The organism is Streptomyces sp. NPDC051684 (assembly GCF_044453445.1).
Classification (GTDB): domain Bacteria; phylum Actinomycetota; class Actinomycetes; order Streptomycetales; family Streptomycetaceae; genus Streptomyces.
The window spans coordinates 42,775-58,967 of the sequence record NZ_JBITCS010000033.1 but is presented as its reverse complement, the minus strand read 5'-3'; the positions used below and the strand labels follow the sequence as shown (position 1 = coordinate 58,967).

General features: G+C 69.9%; 16 protein-coding genes and 1 pseudogene. 6 read left to right on the top strand and 11 right to left on the bottom strand.

Features of this window, described 5'->3' with window-relative positions; all coding sequences use genetic code 11:
• Positions 1–30 precede the first annotated feature (30 nt).
• Positions 31–144, bottom strand: a pseudogene (locus ACIA8D_RS31925) (PIG-L family deacetylase); the annotation flags it as partial.
• Positions 145–729: 585 nt separating this feature from the next.
• On the opposite strand from ACIA8D_RS31925, the gene ACIA8D_RS31920 reads away from it, so the two are divergent.
• The gene (locus tag ACIA8D_RS31920; RefSeq protein ID WP_399237631.1) at positions 730–867 is read left to right on the top strand and encodes a hypothetical protein; all 138 of its coding nucleotides are present in this window, start codon (positions 730–732) and stop codon (positions 865–867) included.
• Positions 868–3,175: 2,308 nt separating this feature from the next.
• On the opposite strand, the gene ACIA8D_RS31915 is transcribed toward ACIA8D_RS31920, so the two are convergent.
• The 3 genes from ACIA8D_RS31915 to ACIA8D_RS31905 form a co-directional block, all read right to left on the bottom strand.
• Positions 3,176–3,751 carry a hypothetical protein gene (locus tag ACIA8D_RS31915; protein ID WP_399237630.1) on the bottom strand — a complete coding sequence of 192 codons (576 nt, stop codon included), beginning with the start codon at positions 3,749–3,751 and terminating at the stop codon, positions 3,176–3,178.
• Between the two features lie 384 nt (positions 3,752–4,135).
• Positions 4,136–4,426, bottom strand: coding sequence for a hypothetical protein (locus tag ACIA8D_RS31910; protein ID WP_399237629.1), 291 nt, complete (start codon positions 4,424–4,426; stop codon positions 4,136–4,138).
• A gap of 231 nt (positions 4,427–4,657) precedes the next feature.
• A complete protein-coding gene (locus tag ACIA8D_RS31905) occupies positions 4,658–5,962 on the bottom strand; it encodes an alpha/beta fold hydrolase (RefSeq protein WP_399237627.1) in 1,305 nt (434 codons plus the stop codon).
• 10 nt (positions 5,963–5,972) lie between these two features.
• Here ACIA8D_RS31905 and ACIA8D_RS31900 point away from each other — a divergent pair, with 10 nt between their 5' ends.
• A complete protein-coding gene (locus ACIA8D_RS31900) occupies positions 5,973–6,269 on the top strand; it encodes a hypothetical protein (protein ID WP_399237626.1) in 297 nt (98 codons plus the stop codon).
• On the opposite strand, the gene ACIA8D_RS31895 is transcribed toward ACIA8D_RS31900, so the two are convergent.
• Together ACIA8D_RS31895 and ACIA8D_RS31890 are read right to left on the bottom strand one after the other, a co-directional pair.
• Complete coding sequence (locus ACIA8D_RS31895; RefSeq protein ID WP_399237625.1) at positions 6,264–6,731, bottom strand: nitroreductase/quinone reductase family protein; 468 nt, start codon at positions 6,729–6,731, stop codon at positions 6,264–6,266. The two genes, ACIA8D_RS31900 and ACIA8D_RS31895, sit on opposite strands and share 6 nt — an antisense overlap.
• 90 nt (positions 6,732–6,821) lie before the next feature.
• On the bottom strand, positions 6,822–7,850 hold the full coding sequence (locus tag ACIA8D_RS31890; protein WP_399237624.1) for a LacI family DNA-binding transcriptional regulator: 1,029 nt from the start codon (positions 7,848–7,850) through the stop codon (positions 6,822–6,824).
• Positions 7,851–8,138: 288 nt separating this feature from the next.
• Here ACIA8D_RS31890 and ACIA8D_RS31885 point away from each other — a divergent pair, with 288 nt between their 5' ends.
• On the top strand, positions 8,139–11,228 hold the full coding sequence (locus ACIA8D_RS31885) for a family 78 glycoside hydrolase catalytic domain (protein ID WP_399237623.1): 3,090 nt from the start codon (positions 8,139–8,141) through the stop codon (positions 11,226–11,228).
• 306 nt (positions 11,229–11,534) lie between these two features.
• Here ACIA8D_RS31885 and ACIA8D_RS31880 read toward each other — a convergent pair whose 3' ends face one another.
• Entirely contained in the window at positions 11,535–12,134 is a 600-nt protein-coding gene (locus ACIA8D_RS31880) for a TetR/AcrR family transcriptional regulator C-terminal domain-containing protein (protein ID WP_399237622.1), read from the bottom strand.
• Between the two features lie 92 nt (positions 12,135–12,226).
• Between ACIA8D_RS31880 and ACIA8D_RS31875 the strand changes: the two genes are divergently transcribed.
• Both ACIA8D_RS31875 and ACIA8D_RS31870 read left to right on the top strand, forming a co-directional pair.
• Complete coding sequence (locus tag ACIA8D_RS31875; RefSeq protein WP_399237680.1) at positions 12,227–13,219, top strand: zinc-binding dehydrogenase; 993 nt, start codon at positions 12,227–12,229, stop codon at positions 13,217–13,219.
• Complete coding sequence (locus ACIA8D_RS31870) at positions 13,173–13,481, top strand: deoxyxylulose-5-phosphate synthase (RefSeq protein WP_399237621.1); 309 nt, start codon at positions 13,173–13,175, stop codon at positions 13,479–13,481. The genes ACIA8D_RS31875 and ACIA8D_RS31870 overlap by 47 nt, the downstream gene beginning before the upstream one ends.
• Here the strand turns inward: ACIA8D_RS31870 and ACIA8D_RS31865 are convergent.
• Both ACIA8D_RS31865 and ACIA8D_RS31860 read right to left on the bottom strand, forming a co-directional pair.
• Positions 13,462–13,755 (bottom strand): DUF1330 domain-containing protein, encoded by a 294-nt coding sequence (locus ACIA8D_RS31865; RefSeq protein ID WP_399237620.1) that lies wholly within the window; start codon positions 13,753–13,755, stop codon positions 13,462–13,464. The two genes, ACIA8D_RS31870 and ACIA8D_RS31865, sit on opposite strands and share 20 nt — an antisense overlap.
• A 28-nt stretch (positions 13,756–13,783) precedes the next feature.
• A complete protein-coding gene (locus tag ACIA8D_RS31860) occupies positions 13,784–14,371 on the bottom strand; it encodes a carboxymuconolactone decarboxylase family protein (RefSeq protein ID WP_399237619.1) in 588 nt (195 codons plus the stop codon).
• Between the two features lie 66 nt (positions 14,372–14,437).
• On the opposite strand from ACIA8D_RS31860, the gene ACIA8D_RS31855 reads away from it, so the two are divergent.
• Entirely contained in the window at positions 14,438–14,797 is a 360-nt protein-coding gene (locus tag ACIA8D_RS31855) for a winged helix-turn-helix transcriptional regulator (protein ID WP_399237617.1), read from the top strand.
• A gap of 40 nt (positions 14,798–14,837) precedes the next feature.
• Here ACIA8D_RS31855 and ACIA8D_RS31850 read toward each other — a convergent pair whose 3' ends face one another.
• Both ACIA8D_RS31850 and ACIA8D_RS31845 read right to left on the bottom strand, forming a co-directional pair.
• Positions 14,838–15,863, bottom strand: a complete 1,026-nt coding sequence (locus ACIA8D_RS31850) for a LacI family DNA-binding transcriptional regulator (RefSeq protein WP_399237616.1) — start codon at positions 15,861–15,863, stop codon at positions 14,838–14,840.
• Positions 15,856–16,185 (bottom strand): L-rhamnose mutarotase, encoded by a 330-nt coding sequence (locus tag ACIA8D_RS31845; protein WP_399237615.1) that lies wholly within the window; start codon positions 16,183–16,185, stop codon positions 15,856–15,858. Before ACIA8D_RS31845 ends, ACIA8D_RS31850 begins: the two co-directional genes overlap by 8 nt.
• Positions 16,186–16,193: the final 8 nt, after the last annotated feature.

Genomic DNA, 16,193 nt, shown 5'->3' with positions numbered 1-16,193 from the left:
CCGGGCGGGCGCCCTGCCCGTGAGGCCCTGCCGGGCGAACACCTCGAACGGCACCGCCGGCTTTCCTCCGGACCGCTCCGCCGCAGCCTGCGCGTTCCCCGTAAGGAAGGTGCGGCAGTACGTCTCCGGGTCCTCGCTCGAAAGCCCCGGCGCCGATCGCCCGTGCCGTCGACGCCTGGATGACGCTCGGCACCGCCCCAAGCCTTCAGGGACTGCGCGCTGAACTCCGCATCGCGGGTGGCCCGTTGCCCGTCGGCCGGGACGCCTCGGCGATGAGCCGGGCGCGGGGCACCGAGAACCTGTTGCCGATCGAGCCCCGGCTGGTCTTCTCGTACGACACACCGGCCGCTGCGTCATCTGCGCATGAGCAGCAGCGCCAGCCGCCGCGGCCCGAACCCAAACCTGCGGCGACCGGCCGTGGCCGCCCCTGCGCTGCCGAAAGGCGGCCACCACACATCGCGTAACCACAGGTATCAGGACGAAACCATGGTCACCAGCCCTTCACACCCTTCCCCGCCGCTGTCGAGAAGACCCCGCCCGCCGACCAGGCCACGGCCGCGCACATCCGCCACCACCTCGTCGCGGCCGCGGACGGGCGCAGCAGGCCCACGCCACCTCCGAGACACAGCTCGCCGGCGGACTCCGCACCCTGACCGCCCGCGACGCCGCCCGGGAGCAGCCGACACGATCCAGGACCCCGCCTGCGCCTTCGACGTCACCGACCGCGCCGTGCTCAGCGTCGGCGCCACCGCCGGCCTCGCGACCGCGCGCCTCGTCGCGTTCGTCTACCTGATCACCACGACACTTACGGGCACATGGCGCCGCCTGCGCCACAACAAGAGCGCCGACCAGGACCAGGCCGTGTGATGCACCTCTGGTTCGCACTGCTGCCGTGGCCGTTCACGTCCGCACTCCTGCTCACTCTGCGGTGGGCAGGGTGCACCCGATTCGCTCACTCCACCGCCATCTGCGTCGGCACTACCGGGCCCTGGTGACACACCCTTCCGGGAGCTTGCCTGGCCGCGCCGCCGTTGTGGTTCGCCCAGCACCCGTACGCCGCGCACGAGGCGCGTAACGCGCAACACGACCCGGCGTGCCGTGCGCAGCACGGGGTGACCGGCCGGCGAGGGTGGGGGGTCACCGGCGGACGAGGCGGTAACCGCTTGCGGCGGCCCGAACGTGTCTTGAGTGGTCCACACCGGTGCCCTAGCGTGACGAGCGAGGGAAGTCCACCCTTCAACATCCACATGCGGCAGGCCGGTTGGCCCCAAGAGCGGCCGGAGCCGCATCGCCGACTACACGGCTCCGGCCCTCCGTCCACGACGCAACGAGACGTATTCCCGCACGTCCTCGTGTGCCGGGACGGAGCGCGAGGGGGTGCAGGAAGGGGAGATCCGCACACCCTCGTCGACCGCCCCTGCCGACGTTCGCATCCGATTCCCGGCAGGGGCGCGTCGAACCTGATAACCCGGCAATGCGCGTAGCAATCACTCCCGGAGGGGCGAAATTCAGCCAGCAACAGTCGTCATGCACCCCAGAGCCGCCACGCCCCCTCCCAGAAGCCCGCACCACCGCCGCGCACCTTGCCAACCGCGCTGCTCGACATGCCGTGATGGTGCGGCGGGCGTCGTCTGCGCGCAGCGTGAGGCGCCCACTTGGCCTACTCCCTGTGGTCGATGTGGGCGCCGTCACGCGAGGTCTTTGGCGCAGGAGGCGTCAAGCGGCACGGGTCCGATCGGCCTCCGCACGCAGCTGCTCCGCGCACGAGTCCCGACGTCTGCCGGGCCGCGTCGGGGTCCCGGAGGTCCAGCCAGCGGATGACGCGACAGTGCCCTCTTCTGTCCGGGTGCTGGGGTACGCCAGACTGACGCGACCAAACTTTGCAAACGGGGTCCGACAATGCCGAGCTACTTCATGGACTGTGCCGCGATGTTGGCTCGGCACGCAGACGAAGTGCTTGACGGGCGCAAGCGTGAGGCGCACCGTCGGGCCGGAGCCGAGGGTCGTCGCAGCGCTGAATCCGCCAGACGCACGAGTGTGAACAGCAGCCTGGACGAGCTCCGCAGGAAGCTGACACTCGGCATGATCAGCCGCGAAGAGTTCGCCGAAGCTGTCGCCTCGTTGGGGCGCAAAGTCTGACCGGTAGGGACCGGCACTCACGCAGCTTCACTCAGGCGGGTCTGTCCGATCCCGACGGACGACCGTCCTTCCGTGAGTGCCGCAACGCCCGTGGGGCCCGCGCCGGCGAATGGGTTCAGACGGGCTCTTGGGTGATGAGCCGCCGACTCCGCGCGGCTGGCTGCCCTTGAAGTGACCGGGTAGGTGGAACCGGCGTATCGCCGACGAAGACGGGCCTCCGCTGTCCCCAGACGATGAACTCACAGTCCCGCTTGGGGCGTCCGGGCTCCGGCCGGGCGCTCGGCTTGTGCCACACGCGACACCGCGCCACGTGTACCCGACGACCCGACGGTCCGGAGAGCGCCCAGATGGCCACAGGGGCGGCCTTTCGCTGGTCACTTGCGCGTGGGGTGCGAGCGAGGCGGTAGCGGTTCGGCCTGGCAGCCTGTCCAAGAGTTGCGCGAACGCGGGTGCCGCAACAGAGCGGGAACAGGGTGGGCGGGCGAGCCCCGCCCGGACGGGGGGATGCGCGCGGCGGGGCTCTGCACGCCGGGTGCCCCGCTCCTGCGGGGCTATGCCCGCTCGGATGCGGTGGTGGCCACGACGCTTACCGACGGCATCTGTGACGGCCTCTCCGTACCGGCGGTGCGCGCGGCCCGAGGTGTCGTCAGGTGCCGGCCCACCGCCCTCGGAGCGGTCGGCTCGGATCGTCGCGGCGGTGATCCCGGTGGCGACTTCGATCTCCTGGGCGATGTAGAGGCAGCGCGGCTCCGGCTCGGGCGCATGGCAGGAGCGCCTCGGCTGCCAAGGACGCAAGCCCGGCCGGCCGACGGAGCACGTCGAAGGACGCCGCCGGAGTCGACGCAGATCCCGATCGCGCAAGAGTGGCTGCCGGGTTCCGTCGACACCGGGTTCGCCACCCTCAACGGCCGTCTGGACACGGCGCTTCAGCAGGGGCGGTGGCCGCTGCCCTCGGTGGCGGCGCTCGTCAGCGTCGTCGCGCTGGGGCTCGCCCTCGACAAGTCCCTCGGTCGCCGACCCGCACCCCTCACGGGCCTTACTCCTCGGCGGCGGGTGGCGGCGCGGGAACATCCCAGACGATGTAGTGGAAGCGCGTGCCCCGTTCCTCTTCGTCGCCCAACCATTCGACGGCTGCGATGTGGTCCACGCTGGTCGTCACGCAGTACCACGTCCCCTCCAGGCCCGGGTTGATGTTGCCGGTGCCGCGAACGTAATAGCTGCTCTTGAGCTTCTTCTCGCAGCTCGCAGGGGTGGCGGCCCCGACTTCGGCCAAGCGCCCGTTCAGGGCGGCGAACTCGAAGTCGCCGCCGGACAGGGAAATGTCGGGACCCTTTACGGACTTGCCGACGACGCCGTGTTCGAGGTCGGCATTGTCTCCCTCAACGAGGGTGAAGTCCCCCGTTTTGAGAATCTTCGCTGCCGTCTGCGAGGGAGACGGCGAGGGCGCGACAGTGGAGGCGTCGGCGTCGGGGGGCCCGTTGGCCTCGGATGTCGCGGAGGCTTCCGGCGTCGATCGTTCTTGGGCCGTGGTCGCCGCCGTGGCGGGTGCGCCTTGTTTTGGCCCGTTCCCGGTCTGGGTGATCAGGGTGACGATCAGGCCGAGGACGGGCACGAGTATGCCGACGACCCACCATGCCCACTTCGGCGGGCCCTGACCAGGCTGAGGCACGGGCGCCGTTGTCTGCGGTGGATGAGACGGCAGCGGGGGTTGTGCCCGCGAGCCGTCGGGATCATGCATCATGACGCTACGCCCCCGTGTTCACTTACGCGCCTACGTACGAAGATCGATACCGTATACAACCGAACGGGCGCACGCCACGAATTGCGACTTGCACGTCAACTGGACGCTGTATCCCGGCAGTTCCGCGACCCCGGCGCTACAGACCGCGACCTGTCACTTCCTGACCACTCGCACCTTCACGTGTCGTGCGGTGACCGCGTGCAGCCCGTCCACAGCGCAGCCATCCGTGCCGCCTGGACTCCCGGGACATCATCCCTACGCTGCCACCGGCGGCTCGGGGGACAACTGGCTCGCCGGACCCGGCTGGTTCGGGACTCCGGGGACGACGGCCGCGACGGAGGCCCCCACGGTGTGCTCCACTGCGTCACTGCCGGCGCCGACGGGCGGGGCGTCGAGTGAGGCAAGCGCCCACTCCGTGATGAGGTCCGCGTAGGCGACACGTTGTTCGTCGCTGAGCCATCCACCGGAGGCCAGTATGAGGCGGCGGATCTGCTCGTTGAGCTCCTCAACGGACCGAGTTCCACGAGGAGGTTGTAAGGCGGACATGTGGGAATCGTAGACACGGCCATGAACTGATGGCCACAACCTCACCCAACATGCATATGCCGTTACCCACTGCGGCGGCATCGGACCGTCACGCGCCGAGGCCCGACCAGTGAAACCCCTTCACCCACGCGGCCACGCCACCGATCGCCACGCTGGTCCCAAGAACCCGATCAGCGATGACAGCAGGGGCCACCGTGGAAGCTCAGGTGCCAGGCGTAGCGCCCCGACGGCTCACACCTCTTCCCGCACCATCGCCAGCAACCGGTCGAGCACGCGCGGTCCGCCGGCCCGCAGGCCGTCGTGTTCGAACTCGTTGGTCACCCACGGGCGCAGGCCGCGGATCGACCGGGCCGTGCGCAGGGCGTGCTCCGTCTCGACATACATGTCGTCGTGGTAGACGGCGGCGACCGCCGGCACCTCGTTCGCGGCGAGCCGGGTCGGGTCGTACAGCGTCGCCCAGTCGGTGCGGGCCGCGACCCGCTCGGCGGCCTCGCGCAGCGGGCGCAGCGCCGGGTCGGAGTCGAACTGCCACGGGTGGATGGTCTCGCCGGTGAACAGCAGCGGCCCGCCGCCCGCGAGGGCCTTGTCGCCGTCGAACTGCGGGAATTCACCGCGCACGCGCTCCGCGGACCAGTCGGTGGCCCGCCCGCCCTGCGCGTAGATCGCCTCGTGCAGCACGGCGTACAGGGGGTGGGAGCGGTACGAGAGAGCGCCCGCGACCTGTTCCTGGAACGCGTCGGACAGTTCCCGCCCGCCTGGGGTCCGCACGAACGCGTCCTCGAGGAGGTAGTGCAGCCGGTCACTGCCGTCGCCCGTGCCGAGCCAGATGCCGAGGGACTGGAAGGCGGGGACCGTCAGCCGGTAGCCGTTCGGCAGGACCGGCTCGTGCTCCTGGACGTACGCGGCGATCTCCTTCGCCCGCTCGACGTCCATCGGGTAACGGGCGTAGTGCGCGCGGACCTTGCGCTCGACGCGCGGGTACGCGGCACGGTAGACGTCGTCGGCGTGGTCGTCGAGGGTCGGCAGTCCGCCGGTGACGATCGCGGTCTCCAGTCCCTCCGGCGCGGACGACAGATAGCGCACGGCGCAGAAGCCGCCGAAGCTCTGGCCGAGGATCGTCCAGGGCGCGCCGCCGGTGACCTCGCGGCGGATCAGCTCGCAGTCGCGCACGATCGAGTCGGCGCGGAAATGGCCCACGTACGCGGCCTGCTGTTCGGCGTCGCCGCGCAGCGGGAGCGTCTGGCGGTTGACGGTGGCGGAGGCGCCGGTGCCGCGCTGGTCGAGCAGGAGGACCCGGTAGTCCTTGAGCGCCCGGCCGAGCCAGGCCGCCGGGCCGGAGAACCGGTTGGCCCCGAAGCCGGGGCCGCCCTGGAGGTAGAGCAGCCACGGCAGGTTCTCGTGCGCGCGCCCGGGAGCGACGGCCTCCCGCGCGAAGAGCTCGATGCGCTCCCCGTCGGGGACGTCGTGGTCCAGGGGGACGGAGAACCGACGGTCGGTCAGGACGACCCCGGCCTGTCGATAGCTGGCGGCGCTCAATGCTGCTCCTGTGCGGTGGTGCGGATGGTGCGTCCGGGCAGTCTCCCACCCCGGGGCCCGGGCCTTCGTCTTCGCCACCAGCGGGCTCCCCGAGACGCCGCTGACGCGCTTCGCCCGACCCCTGGCCCGCCTCCTCGCGAGCAAGGGCTACGAGGTGGCCGGGAGCTTCACGTGCCGGGCGTTCGACACATGGGCGCCGTTCAAGCTCGTCGGCGGCACCAACAGGCAGCGTCCGAACGAGCAGGATCTGGCGGCCGCGCGGAAGTTCGCCACGCGACTGCGGGACGACCATGGACCCGTGTCATGACAGCGGTTCAAGCACCACCACCGCGGTCTCGCGCGGCCTCCTCGCCGCGTGCGCGTCCAGGTTCGTCTCGATCGCGCGCCAGCGGTCCCACAGTCGCGCCCGCTCCTCGCCGGTCGCGGCACGCGCGCGTACCGCCCGTCGCCCGTTGACCAGATGGACCCTCGCCTCAGGGTGGGCCTGGAGGTTGAGCCACCAGGCGGGCTCGCCCTCGCCCCACCCGTTCATCGCCAGCGTGACCAGGTGCGGGCCGTCCTCCACGTAGGCGACGATCACGCCGCGCGGGCGTCCGCTGCGGCGGCCCTTGGTGGTGAGCCGCAGGGTGCCCCACTTGTCGGGGCGGGGCTTCCACAGACCGATCCGGCCGCCGAAGGCCCGGTACGCGCCCCGGTGCACCTTCCAGGCCAGATGGATGAACCAGCGCGGCGGCAGCCACGGCGCTTTCGCACGGTCCTTGGTCGGCATTGCGGCCTCCCCACGCACGGTTGGCGACGGTTCCGCAGCACGTTAACCGTGGGCGGGCGCCCCGGGTAGGGCCGAGCGGTCCACTGACGCTCAGCGGGCGCCCAGGCTCGACCCGCGCACCACCAACTCCGGCTGCAGCACCACCCGTCGGTGCTCGTGCGCGCTCTCCGGGTCGTCCGCCGCGTCGATCTCCTCCAGCAGGAGGTCCGCCGCGAGGGCGCCCATGTGGACCGCGGGCTGCCGCACGGAGGTGAGCGGGACGGCCGCCGCCGCCGCGAACTCGATGTCGTCGTACCCGACGATCGCGATGTCGTCGGGGACCCGGACCCCGGCCGCGTAGAGGGATTGGAGGACGCCCAGGGCGAGCAGGTCGTTGGCGCAGAAGACGGCGGTGGGGCGCTCGGTGAGGCCGAGCAGGCGGGCGCCCGCGTCCCGGCCGGCGGCCACGTCGAGGCGTTCGGTCGGCAGTTCGCGCAACGCGGACGACGGGAGTCCCACATCCTTCAGTGCGCGCAGGGCGCCCTGGCGGCGGTCCGCGACCTGGTTGAGGGTGGGCGGTCCGCTGACGTACGCAATGGAACGGTGGCCCGCGTCGACGAGGTGGCGCACGGCGAGCGCGCCGCCGTTGACGTCGTCGACCGAGACCGAGCACTCGGTGGCGCCTTCGGCGACCCGGTCGACCAGCACGAACGGGATGTCGTGCCGGCGGAATGCCTCCACGGTGGGGCCGGTCGCCTCGGCGGGCGTGAGCAGCACCCCGCGCACCCGCTGCTCGGCGAAGAGCGACAGGTAGTCGGCCTCCTCGGCCGGGCTCTGCGCGCTGTTGCACACCATCACCCCGAGACCGGCGTCGCGGGCTGCACGCTCGGCGCCGCGTGCGACATCCACGAAGAACGGGTTGCCCATGTCGAGGACGAGCAGGCCGATGATGCGGCTGCGTCCGGCGCGCAGTTGGCGCGCCGATTCGCTGCGGACATAACCGAGCCGCTCGATGGCGGCCTGGACGCGGGCACGCGTCGCGTCGGCCACGGCCTCGGGCCGGTTGATCACATTCGAGACCGTGCCCACGGACACCCCCGCCTCACGGGCGACGTCCTTGATCCCCACGGACTGTCCCATCGGGTGTGGTCCTCCTGGTGAGCTGGTGCGGCAGTGGGAGTGTACGTGGCGGGGAGCGGTCGGTGTTCGATACGTCGGACGTCCGGGTGAATCGTTTCGGTCACTCCGCCAGCACTCTGCCTGCACACGTGGCTGGTACGCCACTCGCCGCGCCTCCGTCCACGCGATTCGCCGCACCAGTAAGTCGGATGCGTCTCACGCATACCTCGTGCACGCCTCTTGCCTCTCGCGGCGCATGCCTGAATCGTTTGAACCGGAACACCTTCACCGACGAAGGGACACCCCGAGATGCGCAGCGACATACGTCGCAGAACCGTCCTCGCCGCGAGCGCGGGCGCGGTGCCCGTCATCGCGGCCGCGACCCCGTCCGCCGCCGCGGCCCCCACCGGAGCCGCCGACCTCCCCGCGGCCCCGGACGGCGCGGTCACCGGCCTCACCACCGAGCACCGTGTCGACCCCCTCGGCACCGACGCCGCCCGGCCCCGGTTCGGCTGGCGAATCGGCTCGCACAAGCGCGGCCTGGCGCAGGGCGCGTACCGGATCCGGGTGGCGTCCAGCGCGGCCCGGCTCACCCGCGCCGACGTGTGGGACAGCGGCCGCGTGAAGTCGTCCGACTCGGTGGCCGTGCGCTACGACGGTCCCGAACTCAAGCCGTCCACCAGCTACTTCTGGTCGGTGACGGCCTGGGACACCACCGGCCGTGAGGTCGGCATCTCCCCCGCCGCCCGCTTCGAGACGGCCCTGCTGAGCAGCGACGGCGTCACCCGCTGGGACGGCGCCCAGTGGATCGGCATGAAGGGCAAGAAGCCCAACTCGGCGGGCGCGCCGCTGCTGCGTGGTCAGGCCACTCTTCGCAAGGGACGGATCCGCGAGGCACGCCTGTACGTCACGGCGCTCGGTGTCTACGAGGCATACGTCAACGGCGAGCGCGTCACGGTCCCCGAGGGCGGGGGCCACACGGCCGAACTGCTCACCCCGGGCTGGACCAACTACGACACGAGCGTCAACTACATGACGTACGACGTCACGGAGCTGGTCGCACACGGCGGCGGCCGGGACGTGACGCTCGCCGCCGTGCTCGGCAACGGCTGGTACAACGCCCGTGTCTCGGAGGGCAGCAAGTACTACTCGAAGGACGGCAATCCGCTGGCCCTCAAGGCCAAGCTCCTCATCCGCTACGCCGACGGCGGCACGCAGACCCTCGTCACAAAACCCGGCGCAGGCTGGAGGGCCACCGACACCGGCCCGTACCGCGCCGACGACATCTACGACGGCCAGACCTACGACGCCCGCAAGGAACTCACCGGTTGGACGGCGAGCGGCTTCGACACCTCCACCTGGTCGCACGTCGAGGAGGTCGGCTACGCCGCGAAGTACCCGGACGCCAGGCTGACCGCCTACCCCGGCGAGACGGCCCGCCTGATGGAGAAGTGGGACCGCATACCGCAGTCGCTGACGGTCTACTCCGAGGTCACGGGCGAGGAGTCGAGCGCCAACGGCAAGGGCCGCATCGTCCCCGACCCCGCCCGCTCCACGGACGGCAAGCCGGGCCCGGTCACCCTGCGCACCGGCGACACCGCCGTCTTCGACCTCGGCCAGAACATGGTCGGCGTCCCCCGCTACACGCTGCGCGGCCCCGCAGGGGCCGAAGTCGTCGTCAGGTTCGGCGAGATGCTCAACGACGACAGCAAGGGCGCGGACGGCCCGGTGGGCTCGCTGTACCGGGCCAATCTGCGCTCGGCGAAGGCCACGAGCACGTACATCCTCAAGGGCGGCGGGGACGAGACCCACGAGGACTCGCTGACCTTCTACGGCTTCCGCTACGTGTCGGTGGCGGTCACGACCAAGGACGCCGAAGTCACGGTCTCGGACCTGACCGGCAAGGTCGCCACCTCCGCCCTCCACGAGACAGGCAGCATCAAGACCAACGACACCGACGTCAACCAGCTGATCAGCAACGTCCATTGGGGCCAGCGCGGCAACTATCTGTGGGTTCCCACCGACTGCCCGCAGCGCGACGAGCGGCTCGGCTGGACCGGCGACACCCAGGTGTTCTCCCGCACGGGCCTGTACAACTCGGACTCGGTGGCCTTCCTCAGCCACTTCGAGGACATCCTGATCGAGTCGCAGAAGACGTACGGCGTCGACGGCGCGCAGTTCACGGCGGTGGCGCCCGGCAACCGTTACAACGCGGCGGAGCCGTGCAGCGGTTGGGCGGACTGCGGGGTCGTCGTGCCGTGGACGGTGTGGCAGATGAGCGGCGACCGGACGGTCATCGACCGCAGCTGGGACGCCATGGCCCACTACATCGACTGGATCAAGAAGAAGGGCGGCGACAGCTACGCCGGCCAGGGCGCGATCTTCGCCGACTGGCTCGCTTTCCAGAACACCGGCACGCAGCTGATGAGCGACGTCTACTACGCGTACAGCGTCCGCCTGATGGCACAGATGGCGCGCGCCACGGGTCGGACCTCGGAGTCGAAGACATACGAGGACCTGTTCACCCGGATCCGCCGCGCCTTCATGGCGAAGTACATCGCGGTCGACGGCGAGAAGATCACCGTACGGTCGAGCCTCGGCGGCAAGCCCGGCATGGGCGGCGAGCCCGAGGACAACAGCCAGTCGGCGCTGCTGTGGGTCCTCAAACTCGGCTTCTACGACACGCAGGCCCAACGCCGCGCCCTGGTCGGCCTGTTGGCGGACAACATCGGCAACGACGCGGCGTACAAGGCCGCCCACCCCGACAGCGCCCGCGTCGACTACGCGGAGAACACCCTCTCGGTCGGCTTCCTCGGCGCGAACGTCCTCGCTCCGGTCCTCACGGACGAGGGCCGCGCGGACCTCGCGTACGAACTCCTTCACCAGGACGCGATGCCGTCCTGGCTGTACTCGGTGAAGAACGGCGCGACGACGATCTGGGAACGCTGGAACTCCTACTCCAAGGAGGACGGCTTCGGCCCGGTGGAGATGAACTCCTTCAACCACTACTCGTACGGCGCGATCATGGAGTGGATGTACGCCTACATGGCCGGCATCACGACGGACCCCGACCACCCGGGCTTCCAGCACTTCGTCCTCCAGCCACACCTGGACCCGACGGGGAAGATCACGGAGGTGGACGGCCGCCACCTCTCCCCCTACGGCGAGATCACCAGCAAGTGGTCCCTGGCGGGCGACGGCACGCTCTCCTACGAGGCGGTGGTCCCACCGAACACGGAGGCGACGCTTTCCCTCCCGGCGATGTCGGCCGAGACGGTCCGCGAGGGCCGCACGCCGCTGGGGAAGGCGGCAGGGGTGCGCCTGGAGAGCTTCACGGAGGGAAGGGCGACGTTCCGGCTGCGGTCGGGGACGTATCGGGTGACGAGTTCGGTGCGGTGAGGTGAGCGTGCGCACGGATTGAACCGACTGCGCGGCTCTCTTGGTCCCCACCGGTATCCGGTGGGGACCAACGCCGCGTACACACGTCGAGGAACAGGGTCCTCGTGGACGCGTTCGCCCCCCCCGTTCCGACCAACGGGCAACTACACCTGCTCCACCCCGCGATCGAGCGGTGGAACCTGGGCCGAGACATCCACAGCAAGATCACGGCGTGGCCCGAGGGAGGGACCTTGGGTTCACTGCGTGAGAGCCGACGGGTCCACCCCGCGCTGTGAGTAACTGTCAATAGTTGTGGATCAGTCGGGGTCAGCGAAGGATCACTTCGATGCTGTCACGAAAGAGGTCGTCGACGGTACGGCCGTCTTGGAAGTAGTCGGTGATTCCTGCGGTGATCGTGGGGTGTCGCGCGGCGAAGGTGCTTGCGTCGAAGCCATGGAGTGCTGCCCGGTCCGGTGGGGGCGACTGTTCCTCCAGGACGTGACCGATGATGAACCGTTGTACCGCGAGCACGGTCAGGCGGGCTTGCCTGAGGTGCAGTCCTCGGTGAACGAGGGTGCTCATGGCCAGCTCCGAGACGGCCGCGAGGGTCGGTGACAGGTGCGCGGCGGAGACGATCCGCGCGCCGTCGGGATGGTCGAGCATCGCTGTGCGCATACGTTGCGCCACGAGGGTCAGCCAGTCCCGCCAGGGCTCGCCGTCCGCCGGTGGGACCAGCGTGGTGAGGTCTTCGAGGATGGCCTCGGCCAGCTCGTTGATGAGCTCCGCCTTGTTGCGGATGTGCCAATAGAGGGTGGGCGCCTGCACACCGAGCCGCTGGGCCAGTTTGCGCAGGGTCACTGCATCGAGCCCGCCCTCGTCGAGCAGTGCGACGGCTTCGGTGACGATGCGTTGCCTGTCCAGCGCCATGATCTCTCACCTCCCGGAACGCCACCCTAACAGTGTTAGGGTCGTCCTCTAACACTGTTAGAGGACCAATGGGGAGTGGAGAGGTGATCCTGATGAAGGCGGCGGTACTGCACGAGATCGGCGGCATTCCCAGGTATGAGGACTTCCCGGAACCGGTCGCGGGTGACGGCGAGGTGGTGGTCGAGGTCAAAGCAGTCGCAGTGGAGAACGTCGACAAGGCGATGGCCACAGGAACGCACTTCGCCAGCAAACAGTTCCTGACCCAGCTGCCCGCGATCCCCGGCTTCGACGGGATCGGCACCCTGCCCGACGGCACTCTCGTCGGGTTCGGCCGGCCGCGCCCACCGTATGGCGCCCTGGCCGAAAGAACGGTCGTCGCGAAGAGCAACATCGTGCCCGCGCCGGAGGGTGTCGACCCTGCGGTCGCTGTGGCCCTCTCCTCCGCCGTAACCGGCTTCGCCGTCAGGACGGCCGCCGAGCTGGCACCTGGCGAGACAGTCCTGATCCAGGGTGCGACCGGAGTGGCCGGCCGCCTGGCGGTCAAGGTAGCCCGGCTGTTGGGCGCAGGGCGCATCGTGTGCACCGGCCGCGATGACGTCGCGCTACAAGAACTGCGCACTCTCGGTGCCGACACAGTGATCAACACCGCTGTTTCGGACGAGGCCCTTGTGCGCGCCTACACCGATGCCGCGGTCGGGGGCTACGACGTGGTGCTGGACTTCCTCTGGGGACGTCCCACCGAGATGCTGCTGCGCGCACTCACTCCCGAGAAGCTCAAAATGGCCAAGCCCACTCGGCTTGTGCAGGCCGGGGAGTCGGCCGGCCCGGCGCTCACCATCGCCGCCCAGAGCCTGCGCATGTCCGGCGTCGAAATCTGCGGCGTGGGCAAGAACTTGGACGCGACCTCCATGGCGGACGCCTACAACCAAGTGGTGGAGTGGGCGCGCGACGGCAGTCTCACCTTCGACCTGGAACGTGTTCCGTTGAGTCAGATCGAAGCAGCCTGGCAGCGAACCGATCTGCGAGGCAGAAGGCTCGTTGTTACGTCCTCATCCGAACCGAAGTGCGCCACCGGCGAAGACTGACGGTTCCGCGTTCACCGCGCCCCGGCAACGGGACATCGCCGCGTGGCGAACCCTCACGGTTCTGTTCAACGCGGGCGTGGGCTTTCACAAGAGCTGCTGCGGTGGGCCCAGTTATCGCCCTCGCAGCCTGCCCGAGGTGCGTGCACGGATGACGTACGCGCGGCGTAGTGGCGAGCCGGATGCGAAGGCGCTTGCGCGACGGGACGTGGCGTGCCCGCCGGCCTTGTCGGCAGAACCGGCGATCAGTCGACGCCTTCGATGATGCGGAAGTCGCGCTCGACGGCGTCGGCAAGGGTGTCCAGCGCCTCCTGGTAGGCGGCGCTCTCGCGTGCCTCGACCGCCTGCTCGAAGGTTTCGAACTCGATCAGGACGGTGCGCTCGGCGATTCCGGCGTCGTGGGCGACAGTTCGACCGCCGCGGGCGAGTACCCGCCCTCCCCCGGCCCGGACGGCCGGACCGGCCAGCTTGTTGTAGGCGGCCAGCTTTTCGGGGTCGAAGATGGTGCGGTAGACACTGACCCAGTAGCCCTTGGCCATGGAAACCTCCTGTGTTCGGACGTACGTGTCAGGGTTCAAGTCGAGAATCGGATCGATCGGTGCCGGGCAACGGAGTGCCCCAGGGCTCTTCCTCCAGGAGGAGCCCGTTGGCCAGGTAGCTGATGGTGCGGTACCAGCCGGCCAGCACGAGGAATTCCAGGAGTTGGGCGTCTTCGTAGTAGGCGCTCAGAGACTCCCAGGCCGGTTGCGAGAGGTGCGCTGTGTCGTGCAGTTCGTCGACGGCGTCGATCAGTGCCGCGTGGCGAGGCGACCAGACGGTCCCGGCTGCGGTGTCGATGTCGGTGGTGGCCCGCAGGTGTTCCCCGGTCAGTCCGGCCTGGCGGGAGAGAGCCGCGGCATGTACGCCCCACTCGTAGGCGCAGCCCGTGCGCGCGGTTGTTCGGGCAATGACGATCTCGCGGTCGATGGCGGGCAGTAGCCCGTGGCCCAGCAGACCGGACCCCAGCGCGAACATGCGTGAGGCCAGTTCCGGGTTGCGGTGCAGCACCCGGAACAGTGCGAGCGGCTCGTGCGTCACGCCGGGAGGCATCCATCGGCGGAGCGCCTGGTCGATGGATGCGGGATATGGCGAGGTGAGCGGTTCGATGCGCGGCATCGGCGCCTCCTGCTTCGATTTTCGAACCACTATGATGCTTCGAAAGTCGAAGCGCAAGGAGTGGTGATGGAAGCCAGCACGCCTCGGCCGGGCGCACCGGCACGTGGGTCCGAAACAGGGCGCCCGGTCATGGCTGCTCTCGATCTGCTCGGACGTCGCTGGACGCTGCGCATCCTGTGGGAACTTCGGCGAACCCCGGCAGGTTTCAGGGAGTTGCAGCGCCGGTGTGAACGCATGTCGTCGAGCGTGCTCAGCACCCGGCTGGGCGAGCTGACCGGCGCCCGCGTGCTCACGATGCACGGCGACGCCTATCACCTCACCCGACTTGGCGAGGACCTCATGGAGGCGCTCAGCCCACTGACCGCCTGGAGCCGACGGTGGGCAGAGGAAATGGACACCGACACGGCGGGAGACCAGAAGAGTTGATGGCGCCGCCGGTCGGTGCGCCCCACCACGTCCCAGGGCCTCACCTCACCACCCGACTCGACCCCCTCACCACCAACTCCGGCCTCAGCACGATGTGTTCATGCCGATGGTCCGCCGCCCGCTCCCCCGTCTCCTGGAGCAGGAGGTGGGCCGCGATCGTGCCCAGGCTCGTGGCCGGCTGGCGGACCGATGTGAGGGGGACCGCGGCCGCCGAGGCGAATTCGATGTCGTCGTAGCCGACCAGGGAGATGTCGTCGGGGACCCGGACACCCGCCGCGTACAGGGACTGGAGGACGCCGAGGGCGAGGAGGTCGTTGGCGCAGAAGACGGCCGTGGGGCGGTGGGCCAGGCCCAGGAGTCGGGCGCCCGCGTCGCGGCCGGCGGCCACGTCGAGGCGTTCCGTGGGGAGTTCGGTGAGCAGCGTGTCAGGGAGGCCCGCCTCCGCGAGGGCCTTGTGGGCGCCCTCACGGCGGTCCTGGACCTGTTTGAGGTGGGGCGGGCCGCTGACGTAGGCGAGGGAGCGGTGCCCCGTGTCGAGGAGGTGGCGGACGGCGAGCGTGCCGCCCGCCACGTCGTCGACCGCCACCGAGCAGCCCGGTTCGTCGCCCGCGACCCGGTCCACGACGACGTACGGGATGTCGTGGCGGCGAAAGGCGCGGAGCGTCGCGCCGCTGGGATCGGCCGGCGTGATCAGGGCGCCGCGCACCCGCTGCTCGGCGAACATGGAGAGGTACTCGGCCTCCACCGCGGGGCTCTGCGCGCTGTTGCACACCATCACCCCGAGTCCGGCCTCGCGCGCGGCGCGTTCGGCGCCGCGCGCGAGGTCCACGAAGAACGGGTTGCCCATGTCGAGGACGAGCAGCGACATGATCCGGCTCTGCCCGGCCCGTAGTTGGCGGGCGTACTCGCTGCGGACGTAGCCGAGTCGGGCGATGACCTGCTGGACGTGGCGGCGGGTGGGTCCGGAGACCCGGTCGGGCTGGTTGAGGACGTTGGAGACGGTGCCCACCGAGACACCCGCCTCCCGGGCGACGTCCTTGATGCCCACGCCGGAACGCTCAGGCAAGGTGGAAGACCTCGGTGAGCGGGCGCATCGCGGCGTCGGGCGCCTGCCCGTCCAACGCCTCGAAGAACTCGCCCATTTCGGCCTGCCAGCGCGCGTTCACGTCGGTGGCGTCCATGGCGGCGCGCGCCTTGTCGAAGTCCTCGGTCTCCAGGTATCCGACGAGCAGTCCGTCCTCGCGCAGGAAGAGCGAGTAGTTGTGCCAGCCGGTGGCCGTCAGGGCTTCGCGCATCTCCTGCCATACGGGCGCGTGGCGGGCCCTGTACTCGTCGATGCGGTCGGCCTTGACCTTGAGGAGGAAGCAGACGCGTTGCGTGTCACTCATGTGTCGTT

What these genes read in the sequence shown, in the direction of transcription:
- ACIA8D_RS31910 (WP_399237629.1), bottom strand. Translation starts at nt 4,426, where the DNA reads ATGTCCGCCTTACAACCTCCTCGTGGAACTCGGTCCGTTGAGGAGCTC.
- ACIA8D_RS31895 (WP_399237625.1), bottom strand. Translation starts at nt 6,731, where the DNA reads ATGCCGACCAAGGACCGTGCGAAAGCGCCGTGGCTGCCGCCGCGCTGG.
- ACIA8D_RS31890 (WP_399237624.1), bottom strand. Translation starts at nt 7,850, where the DNA reads ATGGGACAGTCCGTGGGGATCAAGGACGTCGCCCGTGAGGCGGGGGTG.
- ACIA8D_RS31885 (WP_399237623.1), top strand. Translation starts at nt 8,139, where the DNA reads ATGCGCAGCGACATACGTCGCAGAACCGTCCTCGCCGCGAGCGCGGGC.
- ACIA8D_RS31880 (WP_399237622.1), bottom strand. Translation starts at nt 12,134, where the DNA reads ATGGCGCTGGACAGGCAACGCATCGTCACCGAAGCCGTCGCACTGCTC.
- ACIA8D_RS31875 (WP_399237680.1), top strand. Translation starts at nt 12,227, where the DNA reads ATGAAGGCGGCGGTACTGCACGAGATCGGCGGCATTCCCAGGTATGAG.
- ACIA8D_RS31865 (WP_399237620.1), bottom strand. Translation starts at nt 13,755, where the DNA reads ATGGCCAAGGGCTACTGGGTCAGTGTCTACCGCACCATCTTCGACCCC.
- ACIA8D_RS31860 (WP_399237619.1), bottom strand. Translation starts at nt 14,371, where the DNA reads ATGCCGCGCATCGAACCGCTCACCTCGCCATATCCCGCATCCATCGAC.
- ACIA8D_RS31855 (WP_399237617.1), top strand. Translation starts at nt 14,438, where the DNA reads ATGGAAGCCAGCACGCCTCGGCCGGGCGCACCGGCACGTGGGTCCGAA.
- ACIA8D_RS31845 (WP_399237615.1), bottom strand. Translation starts at nt 16,185, where the DNA reads ATGAGTGACACGCAACGCGTCTGCTTCCTCCTCAAGGTCAAGGCCGAC.